The 21,579-nt window shown below is 68.3% G+C and carries 26 protein-coding genes; 12 read left to right on the plus strand and 14 right to left on the minus strand.

Features of this window, described 5'->3' with window-relative positions:
- Window positions 1-5: 5 nt before the first annotated feature.
- Genes ACKUB9_RS11260 through ACKUB9_RS11270 form a run of 3 tightly spaced genes read right to left on the minus strand, consistent with a single transcriptional unit; the run spans window position 6 to window position 3,186 of the window.
- Window positions 6-353, minus strand: a complete 348-nt coding sequence (locus tag ACKUB9_RS11260) for a DUF2213 domain-containing protein (protein WP_407521865.1) — start codon at window positions 351-353, stop codon at window positions 6-8.
- A 53-nt stretch (window positions 354-406) separates the two neighbouring features.
- Entirely contained in the window at window positions 407-2,083 is a 1,677-nt protein-coding gene (locus tag ACKUB9_RS11265) for a DUF1376 domain-containing protein (protein WP_407521868.1), read from the minus strand.
- Window positions 2,080-3,186 carry a replicative DNA helicase gene (locus tag ACKUB9_RS11270; protein WP_407521870.1) on the minus strand — a complete coding sequence of 369 codons (1,107 nt, stop codon included), beginning with the start codon at window positions 3,184-3,186 and terminating at the stop codon, window positions 2,080-2,082. The genes ACKUB9_RS11265 and ACKUB9_RS11270 overlap by 4 nt, the downstream gene beginning before the upstream one ends.
- Between ACKUB9_RS11270 and ACKUB9_RS11275 the strand changes: the two genes are divergently transcribed.
- From ACKUB9_RS11275 to ACKUB9_RS11305, 7 genes are read left to right on the plus strand one after another with little or no spacing between them, the layout of a single operon-like run.
- Window positions 3,151-4,083, plus strand: a complete 933-nt coding sequence (locus ACKUB9_RS11275) for a PD-(D/E)XK nuclease-like domain-containing protein (protein ID WP_407521872.1) — start codon at window positions 3,151-3,153, stop codon at window positions 4,081-4,083. The genes ACKUB9_RS11270 and ACKUB9_RS11275 overlap by 36 nt on opposite strands.
- Complete coding sequence (locus ACKUB9_RS11280; protein ID WP_410824669.1) at window positions 4,062-5,018, plus strand: recombinase RecT; 957 nt, start codon at window positions 4,062-4,064, stop codon at window positions 5,016-5,018. Before ACKUB9_RS11275 ends, ACKUB9_RS11280 begins: the two co-directional genes overlap by 22 nt.
- 3 nt (window positions 5,019-5,021) lie before the next feature.
- Complete coding sequence (locus tag ACKUB9_RS11285) at window positions 5,022-5,360, plus strand: helix-turn-helix domain-containing protein (RefSeq protein ID WP_407521877.1); 339 nt, start codon at window positions 5,022-5,024, stop codon at window positions 5,358-5,360.
- A complete protein-coding gene (locus tag ACKUB9_RS11290) occupies window positions 5,357-5,698 on the plus strand; it encodes a hypothetical protein (protein WP_407521880.1) in 342 nt (113 codons plus the stop codon). The genes ACKUB9_RS11285 and ACKUB9_RS11290 overlap by 4 nt, the downstream gene beginning before the upstream one ends.
- On the plus strand, window positions 5,698-6,831 hold the full coding sequence (locus tag ACKUB9_RS11295; RefSeq protein WP_407521882.1) for a hypothetical protein: 1,134 nt from the start codon (window positions 5,698-5,700) through the stop codon (window positions 6,829-6,831). Before ACKUB9_RS11290 ends, ACKUB9_RS11295 begins: the two co-directional genes overlap by 1 nt.
- Window positions 6,828-7,070, plus strand: a complete 243-nt coding sequence (locus ACKUB9_RS11300) for a hypothetical protein (RefSeq protein WP_407521885.1) — start codon at window positions 6,828-6,830, stop codon at window positions 7,068-7,070. Before ACKUB9_RS11295 ends, ACKUB9_RS11300 begins: the two co-directional genes overlap by 4 nt.
- Window positions 7,070-7,288, plus strand: a complete 219-nt coding sequence (locus ACKUB9_RS11305) for a hypothetical protein (protein WP_407521887.1) — start codon at window positions 7,070-7,072, stop codon at window positions 7,286-7,288. Before ACKUB9_RS11300 ends, ACKUB9_RS11305 begins: the two co-directional genes overlap by 1 nt.
- A gap of 62 nt (window positions 7,289-7,350) precedes the next feature.
- Here the strand turns inward: ACKUB9_RS11305 and ACKUB9_RS11310 are convergent, their stop codons facing one another.
- From ACKUB9_RS11310 to ACKUB9_RS11320, 3 genes are all read right to left on the minus strand, one after another.
- On the minus strand, window positions 7,351-7,602 hold the full coding sequence (locus tag ACKUB9_RS11310; protein ID WP_407521890.1) for a hypothetical protein: 252 nt from the start codon (window positions 7,600-7,602) through the stop codon (window positions 7,351-7,353).
- A 288-nt stretch (window positions 7,603-7,890) separates the two neighbouring features.
- Window positions 7,891-8,436: a hypothetical protein gene (locus tag ACKUB9_RS11315; RefSeq protein ID WP_407521893.1), complete on the minus strand. Its 546-nt coding sequence runs from the start codon at window positions 8,434-8,436 to the stop codon at window positions 7,891-7,893.
- Window positions 8,437-8,778: 342 nt separating this feature from the next.
- Entirely contained in the window at window positions 8,779-9,306 is a 528-nt protein-coding gene (locus tag ACKUB9_RS11320) for a hypothetical protein (protein WP_407521896.1), read from the minus strand.
- Between the two features lie 120 nt (window positions 9,307-9,426).
- On the opposite strand from ACKUB9_RS11320, the gene ACKUB9_RS11325 reads away from it, so the two are divergent.
- The 4 genes from ACKUB9_RS11325 (at window position 9,427) to ACKUB9_RS11340 (ending at window position 12,060) form a co-directional block, all read left to right on the plus strand.
- A complete protein-coding gene (locus ACKUB9_RS11325; RefSeq protein WP_407521898.1) occupies window positions 9,427-9,648 on the plus strand; it encodes a hypothetical protein in 222 nt (73 codons plus the stop codon).
- Entirely contained in the window at window positions 9,645-9,896 is a 252-nt protein-coding gene (locus tag ACKUB9_RS11330; protein ID WP_407521900.1) for a hypothetical protein, read from the plus strand. The genes ACKUB9_RS11325 and ACKUB9_RS11330 overlap by 4 nt, the downstream gene beginning before the upstream one ends.
- Before the next feature lie 236 nt (window positions 9,897-10,132).
- Window positions 10,133-10,411 (plus strand): hypothetical protein, encoded by a 279-nt coding sequence (locus ACKUB9_RS11335; RefSeq protein ID WP_407521902.1) that lies wholly within the window; start codon window positions 10,133-10,135, stop codon window positions 10,409-10,411.
- 464 nt (window positions 10,412-10,875) lie between these two features.
- Window positions 10,876-12,060, plus strand: a complete 1,185-nt coding sequence (locus tag ACKUB9_RS11340) for a tyrosine-type recombinase/integrase (protein ID WP_407521904.1) — start codon at window positions 10,876-10,878, stop codon at window positions 12,058-12,060.
- Between the two features lie 127 nt (window positions 12,061-12,187).
- Here the strand turns inward: ACKUB9_RS11340 and ACKUB9_RS11345 are convergent, their stop codons facing one another.
- The 8 genes from ACKUB9_RS11345 to ACKUB9_RS11380 form a co-directional block, all read right to left on the minus strand.
- Entirely contained in the window at window positions 12,188-13,423 is a 1,236-nt protein-coding gene (locus tag ACKUB9_RS11345; protein ID WP_407521906.1) for an FAD-dependent monooxygenase, read from the minus strand.
- A 138-nt stretch (window positions 13,424-13,561) separates the two neighbouring features.
- Window positions 13,562-14,218 (minus strand): ABC transporter ATP-binding protein, encoded by a 657-nt coding sequence (locus ACKUB9_RS11350; protein WP_407521908.1) that lies wholly within the window; start codon window positions 14,216-14,218, stop codon window positions 13,562-13,564.
- Window positions 14,205-14,975 carry an ABC transporter ATP-binding protein gene (locus tag ACKUB9_RS11355; protein WP_407521910.1) on the minus strand — a complete coding sequence of 257 codons (771 nt, stop codon included), beginning with the start codon at window positions 14,973-14,975 and terminating at the stop codon, window positions 14,205-14,207. The genes ACKUB9_RS11350 and ACKUB9_RS11355 overlap by 14 nt, the downstream gene beginning before the upstream one ends.
- Complete coding sequence (locus ACKUB9_RS11360) at window positions 14,972-15,904, minus strand: branched-chain amino acid ABC transporter permease (RefSeq protein ID WP_407521912.1); 933 nt, start codon at window positions 15,902-15,904, stop codon at window positions 14,972-14,974. Before ACKUB9_RS11360 ends, ACKUB9_RS11355 begins: the two co-directional genes overlap by 4 nt.
- 37 nt (window positions 15,905-15,941) lie before the next feature.
- Window positions 15,942-16,874, minus strand: coding sequence for a branched-chain amino acid ABC transporter permease (locus ACKUB9_RS11365; RefSeq protein ID WP_407521914.1), 933 nt, complete (start codon window positions 16,872-16,874; stop codon window positions 15,942-15,944).
- 9 nt (window positions 16,875-16,883) lie between these two features.
- Window positions 16,884-18,218, minus strand: a complete 1,335-nt coding sequence (locus ACKUB9_RS11370; protein ID WP_407521916.1) for an ABC transporter substrate-binding protein — start codon at window positions 18,216-18,218, stop codon at window positions 16,884-16,886.
- 66 nt (window positions 18,219-18,284) lie between these two features.
- On the minus strand, window positions 18,285-19,814 hold the full coding sequence (gene citF / locus ACKUB9_RS11375) for a citrate lyase subunit alpha (protein ID WP_407521918.1): 1,530 nt from the start codon (window positions 19,812-19,814) through the stop codon (window positions 18,285-18,287).
- A 321-nt stretch (window positions 19,815-20,135) separates the two neighbouring features.
- Window positions 20,136-20,657, minus strand: a complete 522-nt coding sequence (locus ACKUB9_RS11380; protein WP_407521920.1) for an Lrp/AsnC family transcriptional regulator — start codon at window positions 20,655-20,657, stop codon at window positions 20,136-20,138.
- Window positions 20,658-20,781: 124 nt separating this feature from the next.
- Here ACKUB9_RS11380 and ACKUB9_RS11385 point away from each other — a divergent pair, with 124 nt between their 5' ends.
- Complete coding sequence (locus ACKUB9_RS11385) at window positions 20,782-21,558, plus strand: hypothetical protein (RefSeq protein WP_407521922.1); 777 nt, start codon at window positions 20,782-20,784, stop codon at window positions 21,556-21,558.
- The last annotated feature ends 21 nt before the right edge of the window (window positions 21,559-21,579 follow it).

Raw genomic sequence — 21,579 nt, forward strand, 5'->3', positions numbered from 1 at the left:
TCGCCTTAAGGCTGAGAGAGGCCGTTGGTGCGGACGGTCGACACGCCGGCCGAGATCGTGACCGGGTTGATCATCACGCGCCCGATATGCAGCGGGACCGGCGTCGCCGGGTGATCGAGCGTCACCGGCTTGTGGCCGAAGGTCTTGAGCGAGTCCGCCCGGAAGACCTCGTCGGCGTCCCGGTAGACCCGCACGATCGGCATGTCGGGCCGGCCGACCTCGGCGCCCAGGTAGTCCTGGATGTTGCCGCCGCGGGCGACCTTGGCTTGGACGACGAGCGAGCCGTTGCGCATCTGGCGCGCGCCCGCGATCTCGGCCGCTTGGCCGAGGCTCAGATGATCGAAGAATTGCATAGGATCCTCGGAAGGATTAGCCGTCGACGACGGGGCTTTGCTCGCGGGCTACATCAGGGATAGGCGCGGACCGCATTGCGGCTGATCTCAAGCCGCATCGAGATCTCGGAATTGGCCGCGAAGTCGATCCGGCACGCCTCGTGGATGGCGAAGGTCGGGTTGACCGCGAGCGTAATCTTCGGGGTTAGGAACTTGCGGTCGAAGGCGCGCGCCAGGGACGAGGACAGGGGCTGCAGCGGCCCCGCGTTGTACATGCACCGCAGGATGCCGTTCCCGGTCCCGCCCGAGTTCAGCATGTTGAAGATCTGCTTGATCCCCTTGTGGCCCGCGGCCAGCTTCATGCGGCACGAGGCGGCCACCGTCTGGCCCGCCGCGAGCCCGGAGAGGCTGCCCTGGAGCGCGATCGAGGGCGCCGAGGCGCCGGCGGTGCCCGACAGCTCGATCACCTGGGTCGCGTAGCCGTCGCTGTCGGTGCCCTTGCTGAAGACGGCCGTGATGCCCGCCATGTTCGCCGCGACCAGCGTGTATCCGGTGACCAGCTGGCCGCTGCCGACGCCGCCGGCCGTCGTGAAAGGCGTGATGTTGCCGGTGGTGCCGGCCATCGCCGGGTTCTGGTTGAAGGTCCCGTTGGGCGCCGTCGTCGCGTTGTAGACCGGGTGACCGGTCGCCCAGAGCGGCGCCCAGTCGGGCAGGTCGGCCCAGTCGGCCTGGATCAGCGGGCGAAGCGTCTGCTCCCAGATCACGCGGCAGCCCTCGTGCTCGGCGTGGAGCGCGTCGGGTACCGGTTTCGCTGCCGCACCGCTTCGCGCTGTTTGGCTAAGTCGCTGACGATCCATGTGCTCTTTCGCAATCCGGGCCATTAGGGCCCAGGTGCGGATCGCAGAGCGCTGCGATCTCGAAACGTCGAGGAGGGCAGGTGCGAGTTCGTCGTCCCAGACGTAACCGTCGGCCTCGAGGCGGACGATCGGGCCGATGATGGCGCAGCAGGGCGCGAGGTCGCCGAGGAGGGCGCGGCACCGGTCCAGCACCCGGTCGAAATTCTCCCTCGTCTGCCACGCGTCGCCGCCGCCCGAACCCGGCCCGGACTCGCGCCTCGCGGGGTGAGCTACTGGCGGCGGTGGTGATTCTCTTTCTTCTGTCTTGTCTATGTCCTGTCTATTGGACCTCGTTACGGTCGGAACATGCGGATCGTGACGTTGCTCGTGACGTACATCGTTACGTTCACCGTCACGACCTACGTCACGGTCATCGTGACGACCAACGTGACGTTCGTCCGTTTTGTTGATTCCATTGAGTTTTCTGGCTCCGGACGGAGGCGAAGGCTGATCGTCGCCCTTACGGCGGCGCGCTTCGGTCGCTCGTGAGGTTCGCTCGTGTTGCTCGCGTTTGTGCTTTGCAGCACGAGCGACCTCCTCACACAGAACGCGATGGTAGAGGCGTCCGTCGCTGCATTTCACGAAGCCGCGAAGGGCCATCTCGCGGACCTTCGGCCACCGCTTATGCGTGCCCGAGAAGGCCGCCAGGAGCCGGTCGTCGTCGGGCAGCGAGCCGGCCGGCGTCTGCTGCCATGCCCGGCCCCAGAGCGCCATCGCGGCCTTGAACTCCTCGCCAGTGGAGAGCGCCCAGAGCTCGGAGGCGAACAGCCGGTCGACGTCGAGCATGAAGCGAGCGAACCCGGAGATATCCGTGTCCGCGGGCACCGGGGGCGCCGGCAGGTCGGTGGTGGTCATGCGGGACCCCTTGCGTGCGAGGCGACAGACGACGCCGACACGTCGCACCAGAGGTCGAGGGTGCTCGTCGGTCCGGCGCGGTTCTTGCCGAGGATCAATTCGAGGGAGTGCTGGCGCTGGTAGAACCGATCCTGCAGCTCGGGATCCGTCTTCAGCTTCGGGTTCTTCTCGATGTAGAAGGCATCCCGGTAGAGGAGCAGGACCACGTCCGCATCCTGCTCCAGCTCGCCGGAATCACGCAGGTCGGCCACGGTGGGGCGCTTGTCCTCGCGGCCTTGGGCCTCAACCCCGCGGTTCAGCTGAGCGAGGAGCACCACGCAGATGTCTTCGGCCTTGGCGAGCTGCTTGAGAGCCCCGCTGATCTCGCCGATCTCAAGCACCCGGTTGCCGCGGTAGCGCTCCGACACCTTGATGAACTTGAGGTAGTCGATGAACACGACGCCGAGCCGCTGTCCCAGCCGCTCCAGGCGCTTCTTCTCGGCCTTCACAGAGAAAACAATCTGAGGCACCGAGATGCTGGGCTCGCACTCGACGGTCAGGTGCAGGCGCTGCAGCCGCTTGTGCGCGTCCTGAAGCCGCCACACGTCCTCGTCATCGAGGTCGCGACCGCGCATGATCTGGCCGAAGGTCAGGGGGCGGTGCGAGACATAGGCGAGGTCGGCCAAGTACCGCGCCCACTGCTGGTCGCGGGTGACCTCCAGCTGGAAGACGAGAACGCCGGCTTCCCGAGCCGCATACCGGCTGAGCGAGGTCATCGCGACGGTCTTGCCCATGCCGGGCCTGCCCGCCATGAGCCACAGCTGACCGCGCTGGAATCCGCCGCTGGTGACCCTGTCGAGCTCCTGGATCCCGGTCGGCACCGCTGTGCTCTCGATCGCACCGGAGCGGAGGGAGTTGATGCGATCGAGCATCCATGCGCCACCCTCGGCGGCCGTCATGCGGGCGAGGTGCGATTGTGCTCCGCCGGCACGAGCGGCGAGCAGGTCGGCCTCGGCCTCCTCGACCAAGCTCTCGGCCGAGGTCTCGAATCCTTCGTTGCGGGCGCGATCCGCCAGCCGCTCGGCCGTGTGAATCAGGCCGCGCCGTGTAGCGAGGTCGCGCACGAGCTGGGCGTAGCCTGGCGCGCCGGAGATGGTGACGGCGCCAGCGGCGAGGCGGGCAAGCGCCTCGCCGCCGAGCCGGCGGACTACTGGTTCGGCTCGGTGCTCAACCCGAGCCGGCCGGCCGACGAGTCCACGCCCTCGCAGATCATCGGCCGGGCGGTGCACACCCTGGTGCTGGAGGGACAGCAATCCTTCGCCGCCGGCTTCGTGCGCCGGCCCGACGACCTCGCCCGCCTCGATGCCAAGGCCCGGGCACGCCTCGCGCCGAACGGCGAGGAGGTGATCGCCGGCGCCGACTTCGATCGGATTCAGGAAGCGGCTGCGGCGGTGCTGGCAAACCCGCACCTCGCCGCCTCCTTCACGGGCGGCATGTCCGAGGTGTCGGTGTTCTGGACCGATACCGTCGACGGCGAGCCGGTGCGCCGGAAGGCACGATTCGATTACCTGAAGCCGCGCGCGATCGTCGACCTCAAGAGCACGCGGCCGACCCGCCCGACGTCGTTCCAGGCGAACTGCCTGCGCGCCGTGGCCGAGTACGACTACCCGGTGCAGGCCGCCGCCTACCTGCAGGGCCGCGCGCAGCTGGCGCGGCTCGTCGCCGAGGGCCGCGTGCATGGCGATCACGACCCGGCGTGGCTCGCCCGCGTCGCCGCCGCGCCCGCCTACGCCTTCGTCTTCTTGTTCTGGTCGACGGGTGATGCGCCGCTCACGTGGGGCTTCGCGCTCTCGCCCGGCAACGACGTGCTGACGATCGCCGACAAGACGGTCGACGCGGCGCTCTGGAACTATGTCGCCGCCCGCCGCGCGCACGGTCTCGACCAGCCGTGGGTCGACCACGCCCCCCTCGAAGAACTCGACCTCGACGCCCTGCCCCGGTGGTGGCGCGGGTCGCGCTGACGCCTGGAGACACCATGGGACAGCTTACCGTCGCACAGCAGCGCCAGCAGGCCGCCCAGGCCTTCCGCGGCGACTTCCAGCGCATGAGCGGCGAGATCGCCGCCGCGCTGCCGCCGCACATCCCGCCCGAGCGCTTCATGCGCGTCGTGCTGACCGCCGTGCAGGGCGATGCCGCGCTGCTGGAGGCCGATCGGAAGTCGCTGTTCGAGGCCAGCATGAAGGCGGCTCAGGACGGCCTGCTGCCGGACAAGCGGGAGGGCGCGCTCGTCATCTACGCCGGCAAGGTCCAGTGGCTGCCGATGATCGCCGGCGTGCTGAAGAAGGTGCGCAACAGCGGCGAGCTGGCGAGCATCGCCGCCCACGTCGTGCACGAGAACGACCGCTTCGCCTACGTGCTCGGCGATGAGGAGCGCATCGAGCACGAGCCGAAGCTCGACGGCCCACGTGGCTTGCCCCGGGCGGCGTACGCGATCGCGAAGACGAAGGACGGCGGCATCTACCGCGAGGTGATGAGCCTCGAGGAGATCGAGAAGGTTCGCCGCGTCAGCCGGGCCGCGAACAAGGGCCCGTGGGTCGACTGGTGGGAGGAGATGGCGCGCAAGACGGTGCTGCGCCGCCTCGCCAAGCGCCTGCCGATGTCGACCGACATGGACGACCTGATCCGGCGGGACGACGAGCTCTACGACTTTGGCCGCCGCGGCGGTGGCGATCGACCGTTCAAGGCGGTGGCGAACCCGCTCGCCGACCAGATCGAGCATCAGCCTTCGGCGGAGGCGCCTGAGGCGGACGAGGCAGACGACGAACTCGATACGGCCGATGACCGCGGTGGCGAGGGCGACGTCACCGACGATGGCGGCTTCCCCGGCGACGAGGCGCTGCGCGCGATGGAGCGCGAGCCGGGCCGCGGGCGCCGCGGCGCGAGCCGGGAGGGCTGATCCATGCAGTCCACCTGCCCGCCGCGCTCCCTCGGTGAGCGCATCATGGTCCGCCGGAAGCGCCTCGGCATCCTGCAGACAGAACTCGGCCATGCCATCGGCTGCAACGGCGACGCCATCTCGCGGTTCGAGCGAGGCCGAAACGTGCCGCCGGATCTGCTGCCGCGCATCGCGATGGCGCTCGGCGTTCCGGTCGAAGACCTGACCAGCGACGTCGCTCAGATCGAGCCGACCCGGGAAGAACTGGACGTGCTCACCGTGTTCCGAGCGCTGCCGGACAGCGGGCGCGCCTACGTCCGCGGCCTGATGCTCGCCCTCAAGGATGGGAGCATCGCCCGATGAGCCTGCGCGACGCGCTGCGCGACTTCGACCTCGCCGACCTGGGCCGCCGCCTTCAGTCTGCCGCCATCCACCAAGACCGCTGCCGGCGTCACGCCCAGCGCCTGAGTGTGCCGGAGGACTGCCCGGAGACGCGCCGGGCGGTGGCGAACATCGACCTCGCGGCCGACGCCCTGAGCTCTTCCGAGCGCCTCGTGGCCGCGGTGGTGCGCTTCCTCGCCGCCGAGGGTTCGGGCCGGCCCGCGCCGATCGACACGGCCCGCGGGATGCCGCCGGTGGTGCGCCGGCCGGGCAGCATGTTCTGCGCGACGGCGGTGCCGATGCGGGCGGAGGTGCGGTGATGCCGGCCGAGCCCCTGGTCTTGCCCAACCCGATTCCCTGCTGGGCGCTGGCCGCGATGCCGCGCCCCGCCAGCACGCTCAGCCTCTCTGGCGAGCCCGGGTCCCTGGCGGCCCGCGTCACGATTCCACGCGACGAGGCGCGCGCCTACGCTCGGGCGGCGCTGTGGACGGCCGTAGATTGGGCTGAGCGGACGTGGCCGGCGCAGGTGTGGGGCGCGATGAATCGTCCTGCCGTCATCAACGGCTTCCCAGCTAGCCCCGTACATCTATCATGCTGCGGCAGACCGAGCTTCGAGCTGGCGCTTGTGTCGACTCATTGCCTCAATAACATTTTGAGCGAACTTGAGGCGCTCCTTAACTGTGCCTCCTGCCGTTCTGACAGTGTATGCCGGAAAATGACCGCCGCCGCCTATTTCTACGAACTCGATGGCGACGATCTGTATAGGGCCCGCGCGGCTGTTGATCTCAGCCCTGACCTCAGATGCAACTCGATTCAGGGTATTATGGTCAAGATTCATAGCGGCGCTCCCGCTTTTCTCTGGCTATCCAGCCACTCTCAATCACATTGGCGCAAACCGGATCCACGGCGGTGCGAAAAATCACCGGCCAGTCGTAGGGTCATGTCGAATACCAATTACGGCCTTCACTCTAGCCAGGGGGACACCGAGCACCCGGGCATAGGACATCTCCTCCAGCGCGCTGATCCGCTGGACGCCCGTGCAGGACCTCGACGCACTCGCGGCCGGGAGGGTGGCGTGATGCGCTCCGTCGTAATCGACAGCTTCGCGGGCGGGAGCACCTCAATGAATAATGTAAGATTTAACGTCGTACGCCTCGAACAACCCGAGAATCGTTTCCCTCATGTGGTTTTTAGAAGCCTCATACTCATCTTCACTGCACGCGCTAACAAGAAGTCGAAAGGTTCTATATATCAATGGACCGTCGCCTTTTTCAAATCTCATACTCAGTATAAAGCGACCTTTGTACGAGGATTGTGCGCACGCAACTGCTATTTCCTCTATCTCACGATAACTCTTGCTTCGACGCTTCATCCTGGTGCTCTCCATCCCAAACGGAGAATGCAAGCCAGACAGGCCGCGGTCCTTGATCTTCGTCAAGGTGGTGTGTGGTGACCGCCGCCCGCCCCAGCCCCGACCGCCCGCTCGGCTCCCTGGACGACACGTACCTGACCGGCAACGGCGAATGGTGCCCGAGCTGCTGCCTGAACGGGGCGCCGCGCCTGATGCACACCCGCCTGTTCCGGCGCGGCTGGAACCACTGCTCGGGCCGGGGCCGCATCGTCTTCACCGCCGAGGAAATCGTCGCCCGGACCGTCGCTGAAGCGCGGGCCGCGCGTGAGAGGAGCGCTTGATGTCTGCCGCCCCATTGCCCCTGCCCGAGCCGCTCACCGGCTGGACGCTGGTGCCGGCGCCCCGCCCCGACGGCGCAGTCGACCTCGTGTTCAGCCTCTCGGGCCCGGCCGGTTTGACGACGGTCTGCCTCCTGCTCTCCCAAGTTGAGGCCCGGGCTTACGCTCGCGCGCTGCCACGCGCAGCCGGGGATGGGGCGGAGCGGGCGCATCGGATGTAGGTGGAGGCTTCACGGTGACCCGCTCCCTCGTCATTGACAGGTTCGGAATCAACGTTGAGCATCTAAGCTGCAGCGATGTATCGATTTTCAAGCTGACGCATGTGCCGTCCCATTACTTGGATGATATGCTTAGCAAGCACGAGCCGATCTTTCGCCGAGCCGCCCTCTGTTCTTACAGTGTACCCAGGAACAAGATCAGCGCTCGTAATATCATCGAAATCAATCGAAATAATTTTCATGGAATCAACGCGATTATTGATTTCTGCACGAACTTCAGACGCAAGGCGATCCAGTGCATTCCGATTGATTTTCATTGCGGCATTTCCGGCTCTAAGTGGTTCTCGAACCTCCCTCAATCGAAAGGCAGTGATTTGGTTCCAGATATTTTCATTAAATTATGGTCACATTGTTCCTTGACAGCACAAATCAAACACAATCGCCGCGCCGGCCAAAGCCCTCCCGAGCACCCGAGGCATAGACACCTTCTCTGGCGTGCTGATCCGCTGGACGCCGATCCAGAACCTCGACGCGCTCGTGACCGGAAGGGTGGCGTGATGCGACCCCTCGGCATCGACAGCTTCGCGGGCCGCAGAACGCCCACGTCAGTGGGCGCGCCCATCATGCGGGATCTGGTGGAACTTGGTCACTGCGTTGTGCAGTGCAGTGAACCCTCCCTTCAACTTACCAGCTTCAACCAAGAATTCGTGTGGCGCTCCAGGTGCACCAAGGCCTACAAAACCGATCATCCTTTTCCGCAGCGTCTTGGCAACATCGTCGGATTGGGAAATTTTGAACAGCAGGTTCTTCTGCGAGTTTTGATCGACAATGCTCACCGTACTAATGGCGCTCCACGGTATCCAGGCTGTGGAAATGCGCCGATCAAAGATCCCTTTATCTCCAATCGAGATAATAGACTTGTAATCAGTGAGGTCTTTGGAAAGAAAAATGATGCAAATTGCGACCACACTCATTGCAAAACAAGCAGCAAATTCGCCGACCCCTCCTGCTATCATGCTATTGGCTCCTGTCTCCCCTGGTCTGATGTAGAGGGAGAGAGCACAAAAATTCAGAGCCAATACCGACACAGCAAATATTATACCCGTTCTCGTGTGCGAGATGGATATGTCGATTTGTTCGTTGCCGGTCATAATAGCCTCCAGAGCAGAAAAAGTACGCTAATATATGCGACAAAATCGCGCAGAGATTTCTCCAGCTCTGCACTGACCGTACCGGCTTGCGGCGGGCCGACCGCACGCCAGCAGCAATTAGCCGGTGGACCCGCACCCGAGGCGAGCCGGGAGGTGCGGGGTGAGCGCGCCCCGTTCCCTCGTCACCACCAACTTCGCTGGCTGGCAGGGCCGGCGACGAGCCGACCGGCGATTTGCCGCTGGATGCCGTCTTCGCGGACGGCTCAGTGCAAATGCTGCCCGCGTGAGGTGACGATGCTCTCCTCTATGTTTGCAATTTTGAGAACCTTCGATTGGCGAGACTCAAACGATGCTGTGGAAGCGCGTCACGGCGCTGTGAAGCGCCGCGAATCCACCGTTGAGCCTGCCTGCTTCGATGTAAAATTCCCGCGGCGATCCCAAGGCGTTGTTTCTAGCAACGCCGAAGATTTTCCTCCGCAGAGCCCTTTGAGCATCTTCCGAATTAGACAGCTTAAACAGAAGAGCCTTCTGCGAATGGTGGTCGACGATGCTAATGTCGCGAACCGCATTCCATGGGATCCACCCCGTTGCAATTCGTCGGTCGAAAACGCCCTCGCGCCCGACCGATACAATCACATTAGAGTTCAACAAATCTTTCGCCAGAATGACACAATAAAATGCAAACAAAATTGCTCCGAATATCGCCGCAAACTCGCTCAAGCCGCCTGGAATCATGGTATTTGGACCATTCTGTCCAGGTCTTATATAAAGAAATATAACACAAAGCGCGAGCCCTCCTGCCGCTACGGCAAGTACAGACGCGCTCCTTGGGTGCGAATAACTGAGATTGATTTGGTCGGGGGCAGGCATCGTCGTCTCCTGATGCATTTTTGCAGCTTACCACAATTTAGGCAATCCGTAGGAATTATTTATCGTCGCCAAGCTTCAGTATTTTTAGCTTGTATCGCCTCTCGTCTACGGGAGATGGTCGTGGAAAATTTGGGGTCCTCCGCCGACAAGCTCCCGTGCGTCGTGCGCGAGCTGCGCCAGCGGCGCCGCGTCTATCCGCGCCTCCTCGAGAGCGGCCGCATGCAGCGGGCCGAGACCAACCGTGAGACGGCCTGCATGGAGGCGACCGCCGCGGTCTGCCGCGCGCTGGCCGCGGCCGAGAAGCCTGGCCTGTTCACCGGGATGCCGGAGGTGGGCGCATGATCCGCATCGCCTGCTGCGTCCCGCACTGCCGGGAGATGATCCGGGCCGAGCAGATCCAGGAGGGCGCCCCGGGATGGCTGTGCCGCGAGCACTTCGCCGCCGTGCCGGCGATCCGGCGCCGGGCCTACCGGAAGGCCTGCGAGAGGCTGCGGGACCGTCGGGCGGCGGCTGCGGTGCGCCTGTGGCGGCGGATCCGGGCCCAGGCGATCGAGGCAGCTCAGCTGGGAGAGCGCAGCCATGCCGCATGACCGCGTCTGTTGCTGCGTCCCGTTCTGCCGAAGGACCACTGCGGCGGACCGGCTGCGCCCGGACACCGAGTGGCTGTGCCAGAAGCATTGGTCCGTCATCCCCAAGTCTCGGCGCCGAGCCTACTCGCGCGCTCGTCGCAAGCGGGCGCCCTTCGTGAACTACGCCGCCGCCCGCCTATGGCGACGGCTGAAGGCTCAAGCCATCGAGGCGGCGGTGGGGATTGGGGGAGGTGGGCATGCCGGTTGATCTCGACCTCATGTTCGCCGAGCGGCGGCGCCTGCACGTCTACCAGCTGCCGGAGCGGCTGACGCACGGCTACTGCTTCGGCGGCGGCCACCCGATCGCGTTCCTAAACGTCGACTGGTTCGACTTCCCGCCGGCGGGTGATCGCGGCGAGCTCGTCCTCTTCATCAAGGGCAAGACCTACTACCGGCCGGACGCGCGATTCCTCGTGCTGGCCGATAGGCCGGAGCTGACCTTCGTCATAGAGCGGGAGGCGGCGAATGCGCACTGAGCAGCAAGACCTCGGCCGCGCCGCCTACGAGGCCCGATGGGCCGGCATGACGCTCGGGCCGCGCGGGGCCGCGCCGGCCTGGGACGACCTTGGGCCAGAGGGCCAAGCGGTGTGGCAGTGGGTGGCGGAGGCGGCGATTGCGGCGGCCATCCCGCAGCCGCTCCACGACGCGGCGGCCGCGTACCAGCGCGCGCCCCGCGATTCCCGACAGGAGGCAAACGCTTGGCTCCGCTTCAGGACCCAGGCGACCGCATTCGCATGGCAGCTGCTGCGGAGGGGGCCGTGAACGTCAGCGCCGCCCGCCTCGTCGAGGAGTTCGGCTTCACCGAGCGGCACTGGATCCGCATGGCCGCGGCCGGCCGCGTGCCGGGTGCTCGACAGCCGTTTGGCCCGCGGTCAAGTTGGAAGTTCGATCTGGTAGCGGTGCGTCGATGGTGGGAAGCAACCCGTAGGACGGTGCCCGAATGGCCGACATCTACCTCCGCGGCAAGACGTGGTGGGGCCGAGTCCAGAAGAGCGGCCAGGATCTCCGCGCGTCCCTCGGAACACGATCTGAAGTCGTTGCTCGACAGCGTCTTGCAATCTGGCTCTCCGAGCTCGAAGCCCAGGCGTGGGGCGCCAAGCCGCGGCTGACGCTGAACGCCGTCATGGCCGACTTCATCCGCGAGCATGGGCCGACCCTGCGCCCGAGCACGCTGCGGCGCTACGGCGTGTCGATCACGTGGCTGAACCAGCAGCTGGGCGCCCGCCTGCTCCTCGAGATCAAGACCGCCGACCTGAAGGAGTTCGAGACCTCCCGGCGCACGGCCGGCGCAACGGCCCCGACCATCCGGCGGGACCTCGCCTGCCTCTCGACCATCTTCGGATTCGCGATCGAGAAGGAGTGGGCCGACGTCAACCCGGTGACGGCCTTCCTGAAGCAGCGCAAGCGGCGCGGCCTGCGCGAGAGCCCGCCGCGGACGCGCTACCTGTCCCGGGCCGAGGAGGCGCGGCTGCTCGACGGCGCCCTCCCCTACGTGCGCGACGCCATCTTGTTCGCCATCTACACAGGCCTGCGGATGGAGGAGCAGTTCTCGCTCACGTGGCCGCAGGTCGACCTCGCCCGCAAGCACCTGACGATCTCGGCCGAGACCGCCAAGGGCAAGCGCGAGCGGACCGTGATCCTGCTGCCGCCGGCCGTCGAGGTGCTGCAGCGGATGCCGCGCCACATGACGAGTCCCTACGTCTTCCACCATGGGGCGGCGACCACCACCCGCGGCGCCACGCGGCGAGCGGCCCTCCCCCGCCCGGACCGGAACGACGGCGAGCGGTTCAATCATCTCGACCGCGGACTGAAGCGCGCGGCTGCCCGCGCGAAGGTGGCGGCGCTGCGCTGGCACGACCTGCGGCGTACGCACGGCTGCCGGCTGCTGCAGGAGGAGAAGTGGCGCCTGGAGATGGTGCGCGACCAGCTCGGGCACACCACCCTCGCGCAGACCGAACGGGCCTACGCGTTCCTGGAGGTCGAGGATCGACGCTCGGCCGCGCACGGGGCCGGCGAGGCGCCCGCGATCGACCTTGATCCGCGTACCGGCGAGCCGATCGTTGCACAAAAGCCGGCACAGGGGCGGCGGACTGATCTGGAAAAGCCTAAGAGATCAAGGCGGTAGAACATCGGTCGGGCGTGTTTTGGTACCGCCATTCCCAGGTTCGAATCCTGGCGCCCCAGCCACTCTTTCCTTGATTTCTCAGTGAGGCGAACGAGCCGCCGAGACGCTTGCGCCACCGCGCCGGGCGTCATCCTGCGACGCCGGACTGATTGACCGGCCGGCGTGCCGTCGACCTGCCGTCCCCGTAGCGAGACAGATCCGGCTCCGCGGGCGAGCCCGCGAACAGTCTCGCCGCGAGACCGCGCAACGGGGGTCGGCTCGCCACGCGCAGGGCCGCGTGGAGGAGGCGGATGCCGACCCGGCTGTGGGGATTCATCAGCCGCGGCGCGAGCTTGGGCACGCCCTGGGCCTGCTCGACCATGGGGCGCATGGCCCGCTCGTAGGCCGCGAAGGCACCGGCCACGTCGTCGGTGAGAGACAATTCGCCTGCCAGGACGCGAGCGCCGGTGATCGCCAACGTGGCGCCGATTCCGGCCAGCGGCGTGGCGCACCACGCGGCATCGCCGGTCAGCACCACGCGTCCCCGCGACCAGCACTTCATCCGCACTTGGCGGAGCACGTCGAAGTAGAAGTCGTCGGTGTCGTCCAGGGCGGCCAGCACGCGCGGCGCCTCCCAGCCGGCATCGGCGAACCGCTCGCGCAGGAAGGCGCGCTGCCGGTCGCCGTCCCAGTCCTGCTCGCCGCCCGGCTGCTGCTGGATCGACAGCATCGCCCGCGTGGTCCCGTGGCGATCCGGGCGCAGCGACACGCTGCGGCCGCCCGGGGCATTGTACCAGCGCCACATCCGGTCGTCGGTCGGAGTCCGGGGGATCGTGCAGTACGCGATGGTGAGATCCATCCAGCGCGGCGCGTTCTCGGCGGGAAAGACGCGCTCGCGGGTCGAGGAGCCCACGCCCTCCGCGACGATCACCGCGTCGTAGCGCTCGGCGTGGCCGCTCGCGAAATGGACGGTCGCGGCCTCGGCGTCCTCTTCGATCCGCTCCACGCGATCGCCGAACCGGAAGGCCGCGCAGGCGCGGGCGGGCTCGTGGAGGAGGCGCGCCAAGTCGCCGCGCAGGATCTCCACTTCGGCGGTCGGCCCGTCGCCCTGGGAGGGCTCGGCGATGTACCGCGCGGCCACCCTCCCCTGCGCGTCGACCCAGGCGGTGCCTTCCTCGCCCGTGCCGCGGTCCAGCGCGGCCTGCTCCAGCCCCATCGCCCGCAGCACCTCGCGGCCGATGCCGCGCACGTCGATGTTCTGGCCGCCATCGCGGAACGCGGGGGCCCGTTCGACCACGGTCACGTCGAAGCCGGACCGGCCGAGCCACCACGCCGCGGTGGTGCCCGCGACACTCGCGCCGGTGATCAGGATACGACGAGGCACGGTGCCATCCCTGGTGGCGCGGCGAGGTCCCGCCCGCGCAGGGGCCGCTCGGTCATCCAGGGGTGATAGATGATCACGGGCGGCGCAGGGCAAGGACCGCCGGAAACCCGCGCCCGGCGCCGGGCGCGGTCCGCGGCATCACGCCGCCGAGACCTCGCCCCGCTCGATCTCGATCGTGGAGTCGACCAGCGCCCGCAGCAGGTCGGGGCTGCTCTCGGTGATGAGGATCGCGACGTCCGGGAGCGCGGCGCGGAGCCGCGCCAGCGCCTCGGCGTAGCGCAGGGCCAGGGCCGGGGCGAGGCCCTGGAAGGGCTCGTCCAGCAGCACCGCCCGGGTGCCCACCATCAGCGCGCGGCCGAGGGCCACCATCTTGCCCTGGCCGCCCGACAGACCCGCGGCCTTGCGCGGCCCGAACTCCTTGAGCTCGGGCAGGAGTCCGTAGACGGCGTCGAGCCGGCGCGCGATCTCCGGGCCGGGCAGCCCCAGCACCTGCGCGGGCAGCATCAGGTTGTCGCGCACCGTGAAGCTGCCGAAGAGCCGGCGCTCCTCCGGCGCGTAGCCGATGCCGAGCCGCGCCCGGTGATGGGCCGGGACCGCCGTGGCGTCCTGCCCGTCGAGGATCACCCGACCGGCCCGCATCGGCAGCAGGCCCATCAGGGTGCGCAGGGTCGTGGTCTTGCCCGCGCCGTTGCGCCCGATCAGCGCCACGCGGCCGCCCGGCGGCACCGCGAAGGACACGCCGCGCAGCACCGTGACGCCCGCGATCTCGACCGCGGCTCCCTCAAGCCGGAGCATGGACGCCTCCCGCCGGCACGATGCCGATGACCGTGCGCTGCACGTCCGGGTCGTTGAGGATCTCGCGCGGCGGCCCGAGCGCGGCGATCTTGCCCTGGCCCCACACCGCCACCCGGTCGGCGAAGCGGCCGACCACGTCCATGTCGTGCTCCACGAACACCGCCGTCACGCCGGCCCCGCGCAGCACCCGCACCAGGGTCTCGACGATGGCCATTTTTTCCGAGGCCGCGACGCCGCTCGTCGGCTCGTCCATCATGATCAGGCGCGGGCGCAGCGCCACCGCCATGGCGATGTCGACGAGCTTGCGGGTGCCCTCGTTGAGGGCGTCGGCGCGGGTCTCGGCGACGCCCGAGAGGCCGAATCGCCCGATCAGCGCCGCCGCCTCGTCGCGGAAGGCGCGGCGCAGCAGGGGCGTCAGCACCGACAGCCCTCCCTCGCGGGCCGCCACCGCCAGGGCCACGTTCTGCAGCACCGTGTGCTCGGTGAAGAGCTGAGGCAGCTGGAAGCTGCGGGCGATCCCCAAGCCCACGATCCGCCGCGGCGAGAGGCCGAGGATCGGCTGCCCGTCGAAGCGGATGCTGCCGCCCTGCGGCTTCAGGTAGCCGGTCGACATGTTGATGAAGGTGGTCTTGCCCGCGCCGTTCGGGCCGATGATGGCCAGGAACTCGCCGCCCTCGACGTCGAGATCGATGCCGTCGGCCGCCTTGAGGCCGCCGAAGGCGAGGCGCAGGTCCCGGGCCGAGAGCAAAACACTCATGCGGCCCTCCGTCGGCGCGCGATCATCCCCCACAGGCCGCCCGGCGCGAACACGATCACGCAGAGGAGCACGATGCCGAGCACGGCCTGCCACGCATTGGCGACGAGCGCCGCCGCGTAGACGCGGGTGAGCTCGTAGGCCGCCGCCCCCAGGAACGGCCCCAGCACGCTGCCGGCCCCGCCCAGGATCGCGATGAAGACGAGTTCGCCGGAGGTGGTCCAGTAGGCGAGCGCCGGGGTGACGTGGCGCGTGGTGAGGGCGATCAGCGCCCCCCCGCAGCCCGCCATCACGGCGGAGGCCGCGTAGGCGATCAGCAGCACGCGCTTGGGCGAGACGCCCATGAAGTCGAGCCGGGTCTCGCGGGTCTTGATGCCGGCCAGCGCCTCGCCCCAGGGCGAGACGAGCGCCACCCGCACCAGCGCCCCGAAGCCGAGCACCAGGACGAGGGCGAGGCCGAGCACCGTCCACTCCGCCGCCTCGCCGGCGAGCGGCATCCCGAGGAAGGTGACGGGGCCGAGCCGGATGCCGTCCGCCCCGTGCGTGATCGCGTAGAATTTTTCCAGCACCGAGTAGAACACCATGCTCAGCGCGAGATTGAGCATGCCGAAGAAGATCTCGCGGTAGCGCACCACGAACAGCCCGATCACGAGCCCGACGAGGCCGGCGATGAGGGCGGCGGCCGGGACGAGCAGCAGGGCCTCCGGCACGACGGCCGTGCCGAACGCCACCGCGTAGGCCGCGAGCGCGAGGTAGAGCGCGTGCCCGAAGCTCACCTGCCCGGCGCGCAGGAGGAGCAGGATGCCGAGGACGGCCAGGCCCTTGGCGAGCGCGATGGTCAGCACGAAGCGCAGCCACGGCACCGCGTAGGCGAGGCCCAGCACCAGGGCGGCGCCGAGAAGCGCCAGGAGGGATTCGGCGCGGCGGCTCATCGGGCGCCGCCTCCGGTCGCGAGAGATGCGGGCTCGCTCATATCCGCCGTGTCTCCGCTACGCCGAACAGGCCCTGGGGCCGGAAGAGCAGCACCGTCACCATGATGGCGTAGGGCACCACCACCTCGAATTCCGGGGCGACGTAGACCGCGAAGGAGCGCCCGAGCCCGATCAGCAGGGCGGCCACCGCCGCACCCTCGATCTGGCCGAGCCCGGCGGTCGCCACCACCGCGAAGGAGAGCACGATGGTCGAGGCGCCGACCCCGGGCACCAGCGAGACCGTGGGGGCCGCGAGCGCGCCGCCCAGGGCCGCCAGCGCCGCCCCCGCCGTGAAGGTGAGTAGCGTCACCTTGGCGGCGTCGATGCCCATGGCGCGGGCGGCCTCCCGGTCCACCGTGACCGCCACGACCATGCGACCGACGAGGGTGTAGCGCAGCACGAAGGCCAGGATCGCCAGCGTCGCCAGCGCCACGCCCGGCAGCACGTAGAGCTGGTAGGCGGTGAACGGGATCGCATCCTGCCCGAAGGGCACGTCGACGGTGCCGAGCCACTTCAGCGGCGCGTCGAACACCACCGGCTGCACGCCCCAGACGAGCTTCTGCAGGTCCTCCAGGATCATGAACAGCGCGAAGGTGACGAGGAGCTGCAGCACCGGTTCCTGGTCCTGCATCCGCCGCAGCAGCAGCCGCTCGATCAGCGGCCCGAGGATGGCGCCGACCAGCACGGCCGCGGCGAGCAGCACCGGCAGCCCGACCCAGGGCGGCGCCCCGAGCGAGGCCACGAACAGCCCGAGCGAGGCCGCCGCGTAGCCGCCGATGGCGTAGAGGCTGCCATGCGCGACGTTGAGCACCCGCAGGACCCCGAAGACGAGGTTCAGCCCCACCGCCACCATGAACACGGCGGCGGCGTAGGAGAGCCCGTCGAGGAGCGCGAGGCCGACGAGGAGGCCGTTCTCGGCGAACCAGGACATCGCGGGCGCCTACTTGAACGCCAGGGCCTGGGGCACCTTGGCCACGATGTCGGGCGTGAGCGTCTTGAGCCAGTCCGCGCTCTTCTGGCCGACCGGCGTGGTGACGCTCTCGGCGGGAAAGACCACCATGTCGGTGAGCACCGGGAAGGGGTAGCGGTCGCTGTGGAGCGTCGTGCCGATCAGCTGGTTCTCCAGCCCCTGCCCGTCCTCGCGCAGGCGCACGCTCGCGGTCGGCGAGGGGAATTCCAGGCCCTTGAAGGCGGCGGCGAGTTCGGCGTCGGTGGGCCAGCCGCCGCCCTTGGCGGCCACCGCCTTCTCGATGCCGACCTTCATGGCCGAGACCGCCTGGGCCATGTGGAAGCAGGGATAGATCGGGTAGGCGTTGAAGCGGCTGCGGTAGGTGTCGGTGAAGCGCTTCAGGCGCTCCGGGTCGGCGGGCTGCGGGTGCAGGAACCAGTGGTCGCCCCGGGCGCCGACGATGTGGCCGGCGGGCAGGGCCTTGCCGACGCGCTGCAGCGAGGATTCGGCGAGCGGCATCACGAAGGTGGCGCGCTCGAACAGCTTGCGGTCGGAGGATTGCCGGATCAGCGCGTCGAGGTCGCCGCCCCAGGAGGTGGACAGGACCACGTCCGGCCGCAGGGCCAGCACCCGGGTGACTTCGGTCGAAAAGTCCGTGGCGCCGAAGCGCGGGAAGAGCTCGGCCGCGACCTTCACGCCCGGCTTCAGGGTGTTGAGGGCGGTGCGGAAGATGTCCCAGGAATCCCGGCCCCAGGCGTAGTCCTGGTTGATGACCGCGATCGACTTGAAGTCGGGCTTGGTCTTCAGGAGGTAGAGCAGCGCCGCCAGGATCTCGGGCGTCGCGTTGGCTTGGGTGCGGAAGGCGTAGGTGTAGCGGTTGTCCTCGAAGATGCGCTGGGTGCCGCAATCCCACAGCAGGGTCGGGCGCTTCAGCTCGTCCGCGAGCGGCGCGCAGGCGAGGCAATCGGCCGAAGAAATCGCCGCGAAGACGAGGTGCACGCCCTCGTTCTGCACGAGGCGGCGGTACTCGCCGACCACGTGGTCGACCCCCGGCCCCTCGTCGACGAAGATCGGGCGCACCTTGAGGCCGGCGATGCCGCCCGCCGCGTTGATCTCGTCGAACAGCATCTCGGCCGTCTGGCGCCCGGGCACGCCGAAGACGCTCGCGGGTCCCGACAGGTAGGTGGCGATGCCGACCTTGATCTCCTGGGGCTTGGCGCCCTGCGCCTGGGCCGTCCGCCCGGCGAGGGCGAGCCCTCCGACGCCGATCGCCCCGAGGGCGGCCCGCCGCGTCAGAGACGCGCGCGCGCTGTCGCTACCCACCATTGCATCCTCCCTCTCGTCTTGTCGTTCACGCGGGCGGTCCTTGGGGCCGCTCGCGCCCACGCTATGTCAGTTGCGGCGCTGGCGCACGACGTCAATGACCGTGCCGTCCCGGTATTCCACCACCGCCACGATCCGGCCCTGCGGGTCGACCTGCGGGCGCGGCGCGCCCTTCGTCCTGTCCGCCGCGAGGTCGCGCAGGCGCGCGATGTCGACGAGCGGCAGGCCCGCGGCGGCGAGGCGCGCGGCGAGATCGGCGCGGCGCGGGTTGACCGCGACGCCCGCTTCCGTGACCACGGCGTCCACCGTCTCGCCCGGCGTCGTCACGCACTCGACCGCATCGACGATCTTCGGGGCGCCGCCCGCGGCGAGCTTGGTGGTGACGAGGGCGAGCTTGGCGCCCGCCGCCGTGTCGGCGTGGCCGCCCGAGCCGCCGATGATCGCGCCGCCGTTCACCGCCGTGACGTTGACGTTGAAGGCGAGGTCGACCTCGGCGGCGCCCATCACCATGCAGTCGAGGTGGTTGACGAGCGCCCCCTTGGAGGCCGGGTTGGCGTAGAGCGAGGCCGACATCGCCACGTGGCCCCGGTCCTCCCGGTAGGAGGCGACCGCCGCGAGGTCGAAGCACTGCACGTCGAACAGCGTGCGAAAGAGGCCCTGGCGGAACATCGCCACGATGCCCTGGTGGACGCCGCCGGCCGCGAAGCCGCCGACCACGCCCTTGTCGCGCATGATCGCGGCCACGTCCTGCGCGACGGCGAGCGAGATGCCGCCCGCCCCGGTCTGGAACGAGAACCCGTCGACCAGGAGGCCCGAGGCGTCGATGACCCGCGCGGCGGTCGCCGCGATGGCGAGCCCGACCGGGTCCTCGGTGACGCGGGTGGTGCCCGACACGATCTTGGTGGCGTCCCCGATCGAGTCCACCGGCACGACGAAGTCGACGAGGTCCTGCGCGATGTCGATCGAGGCGAGCGGGTGGGGCGACAGCGCGTCGGTGATCGCGACCACGCGCGCGGCATGGCGGGCATCGACCATCGGGTAGCCGAGCGGCCCGCAGGCGGAAGGACCGTCGACCCCGTTGAGGTTGCCGAAGGAATCCGCGGCCGGTGCCGCCACGAAGGCGACGTCGATGGGCAGTTCGCCCGCCTCGATCGCGCGCGCGCGGCCGCCATGGGTCTGGAGCACGGCGGGGGTGGACAATGCGCCCGCCGCGATCGCCTCGGCCACCGGCCCGGTGACGTAGTTCGTCGCGAGCCGCGTGACGACGCCGCTGCGGATGTGCTCCACGAGGGGCGCGTGCACCGGAAACAGCGAACTCGCCGCCACCCGGATGTCGCGGAGCCCCAAGGCCGCGATCTCCTGCATCACCGCGCGCAGCACGTCGTCGCCGTTGCGCAGGTGGTGGTGGAACGAGACCGTGGCCCCGTCCTTCAGGCCGCAGGCCCGTATCGCCTCGCGGATCGAGGGCAGCACCTTGCCCTCGCCGGGATGCTGGGCGCGGATGCGGGCGCCGGCCCGGAGGCTGTCGCGCGGGGCCGCGAAGGCGCCGCGAAATAGCCTCACCGCGCCATAGCCTTCGATGAAGGAGGGGATCGACATCGGCTGACCCGTGCGGACACGCGCGCTGGAGACGCGGGGAGATCGAGGCTGTCAGGAAGCCGCGTCCGGTGCGCCCGGAGCGCGGATCCTCCGCGCCGAATAGACGCGAGGGCAGGCCATCCGTCCAATACGCGGGTCGGGGGCGCGTGATAACGGTGGCTTATGAGCGTGCGTGGGGGGTTGGAAGCCGGACGCGCGGCGATCCGGGTCTGCTCCGTGGTGAAGGCTCACTCGGCGTGGCAGCTCAAGCGGTGGCTTCGACCCTACTCGGACCTTCGAGCCTGCCCCTCGCAAAGATCGTAGATGATGAAAAGCGGCCGATCAGGTCGGATCGATGGGCACTTCAGTGGTCGCCTTGTGGACCTGCAAGACAATCTCGCTCGTGTAGGAGCGGATGCCAGGCGCGAGCTTCAGCACCCTGCGGGCGAAATCCTGATAGTGGCCCACATCGCGGCTACGGATCAGCAGGATGTAGTCGAAGTCGCCCGCAACGGTCATGCACTGCACGACACGGGGTAGCTCAGCCATCCGAGCCTCAAAGGCGTGGTTGGCGGCCTCGTTCGGCAACTCCAGCTTGACTCGTGCGACGGTCAACATCGGATAGCCCAACACCTCAGGCGACAGGATCGCGACGGTACGGGTGATCACCCCGGCCGACCGCAAGGCCCGCACGCGCTTCAGGCAGGCTGGAGGTGACAAGCCGACCTGCTCAGCCAACTCTTGGTTCGAGATTGTGCTGTCCCGTTGTAATCGGTCGAGAATGCGCCGATCGATCGCGTCGAGTACGCTCTCCTGCCCCTCGGCGCGCTTTCTATTTCGAAAGTCAGGCGGTGCTTTTCGCATTGAAGATTTCTCCTTCAGGCCGATCCTAGCACGTCAAGGCCCGAGACAAGGCTCAAAAGGAAATCACAGATGCCGTATCCTGCGCTACGTTGGCGGCGCACCAGAACGACGTAGCGCAGCCCCGATGAGCCTCATTGTCTTCAAGTTAATCCTGCCGCCGCTGCTGATCCTCGCCGCGAGCTTGGCGGGGCGACGGTGGGGGGACGCGATCGGCGGCTGGCTGGTTGGCCTGCCGCTCACCTCCGGCCCAGTCGCGGCCTTTCTCGCCGTCCAGTACGGCCCTGACTTCGCGGCGACCGCCACCAACGGCTCGCTGGTCGGCACGGCGGCTCAGGCGTGTTTCAGCCTCGGTTACGCCCTGCTGGCCCCCCTGGGCTGGGGCCTCGCCCTGGTGGGTGGCGCAGCGGCCTACGCCGGTTCCGGCTTCCTAGTCCAGATGCTGCCGCTGCCCCTCTGGGGCTACTTCGCCCTGGCGCTGGTCACGCTCACCGCTTCGGCGCACCTCATCCCGCGCCGCGAGGCCGTGCGCAGTACCATCGCCGCGCCGTGGTGGGACCTTCCGGCCCGCATGGCGGTCGCAACAACCCTGGTCCTGACCCTCACCGCCGCTGCTGCGTTCGTCGGAGCCAAGACGGCGGGCGTGCTCGCCAGCTTCCCGGTGTTCGGCGCGATCCTGGCGATCTTCGCTCACCAGATGCGCGGGACGGCCATGGCAACGCAGGTGCTGCGCGGCATGGTGCTGGCCCTGTACGGCTTCGCCACGTTCTTCTTCGTTCTTGGCTTGCTGCTGGTGCCACTCGGCATTCTGCCCGCCTTCATCGCCGCAACCGCGAGTACGCTATTGGTGCAGACCGGGGCGCTCAAGCTGATCCGCCGGGGTGCGGTGCCGAGGGCCGCATGACCGAGGATGTGCTTCCACTCG

Source organism: Methylobacterium oryzisoli (assembly GCF_046557895.1).
GTDB lineage: Bacteria > Pseudomonadota > Alphaproteobacteria > Rhizobiales > Beijerinckiaceae > Methylobacterium > Methylobacterium oryzisoli.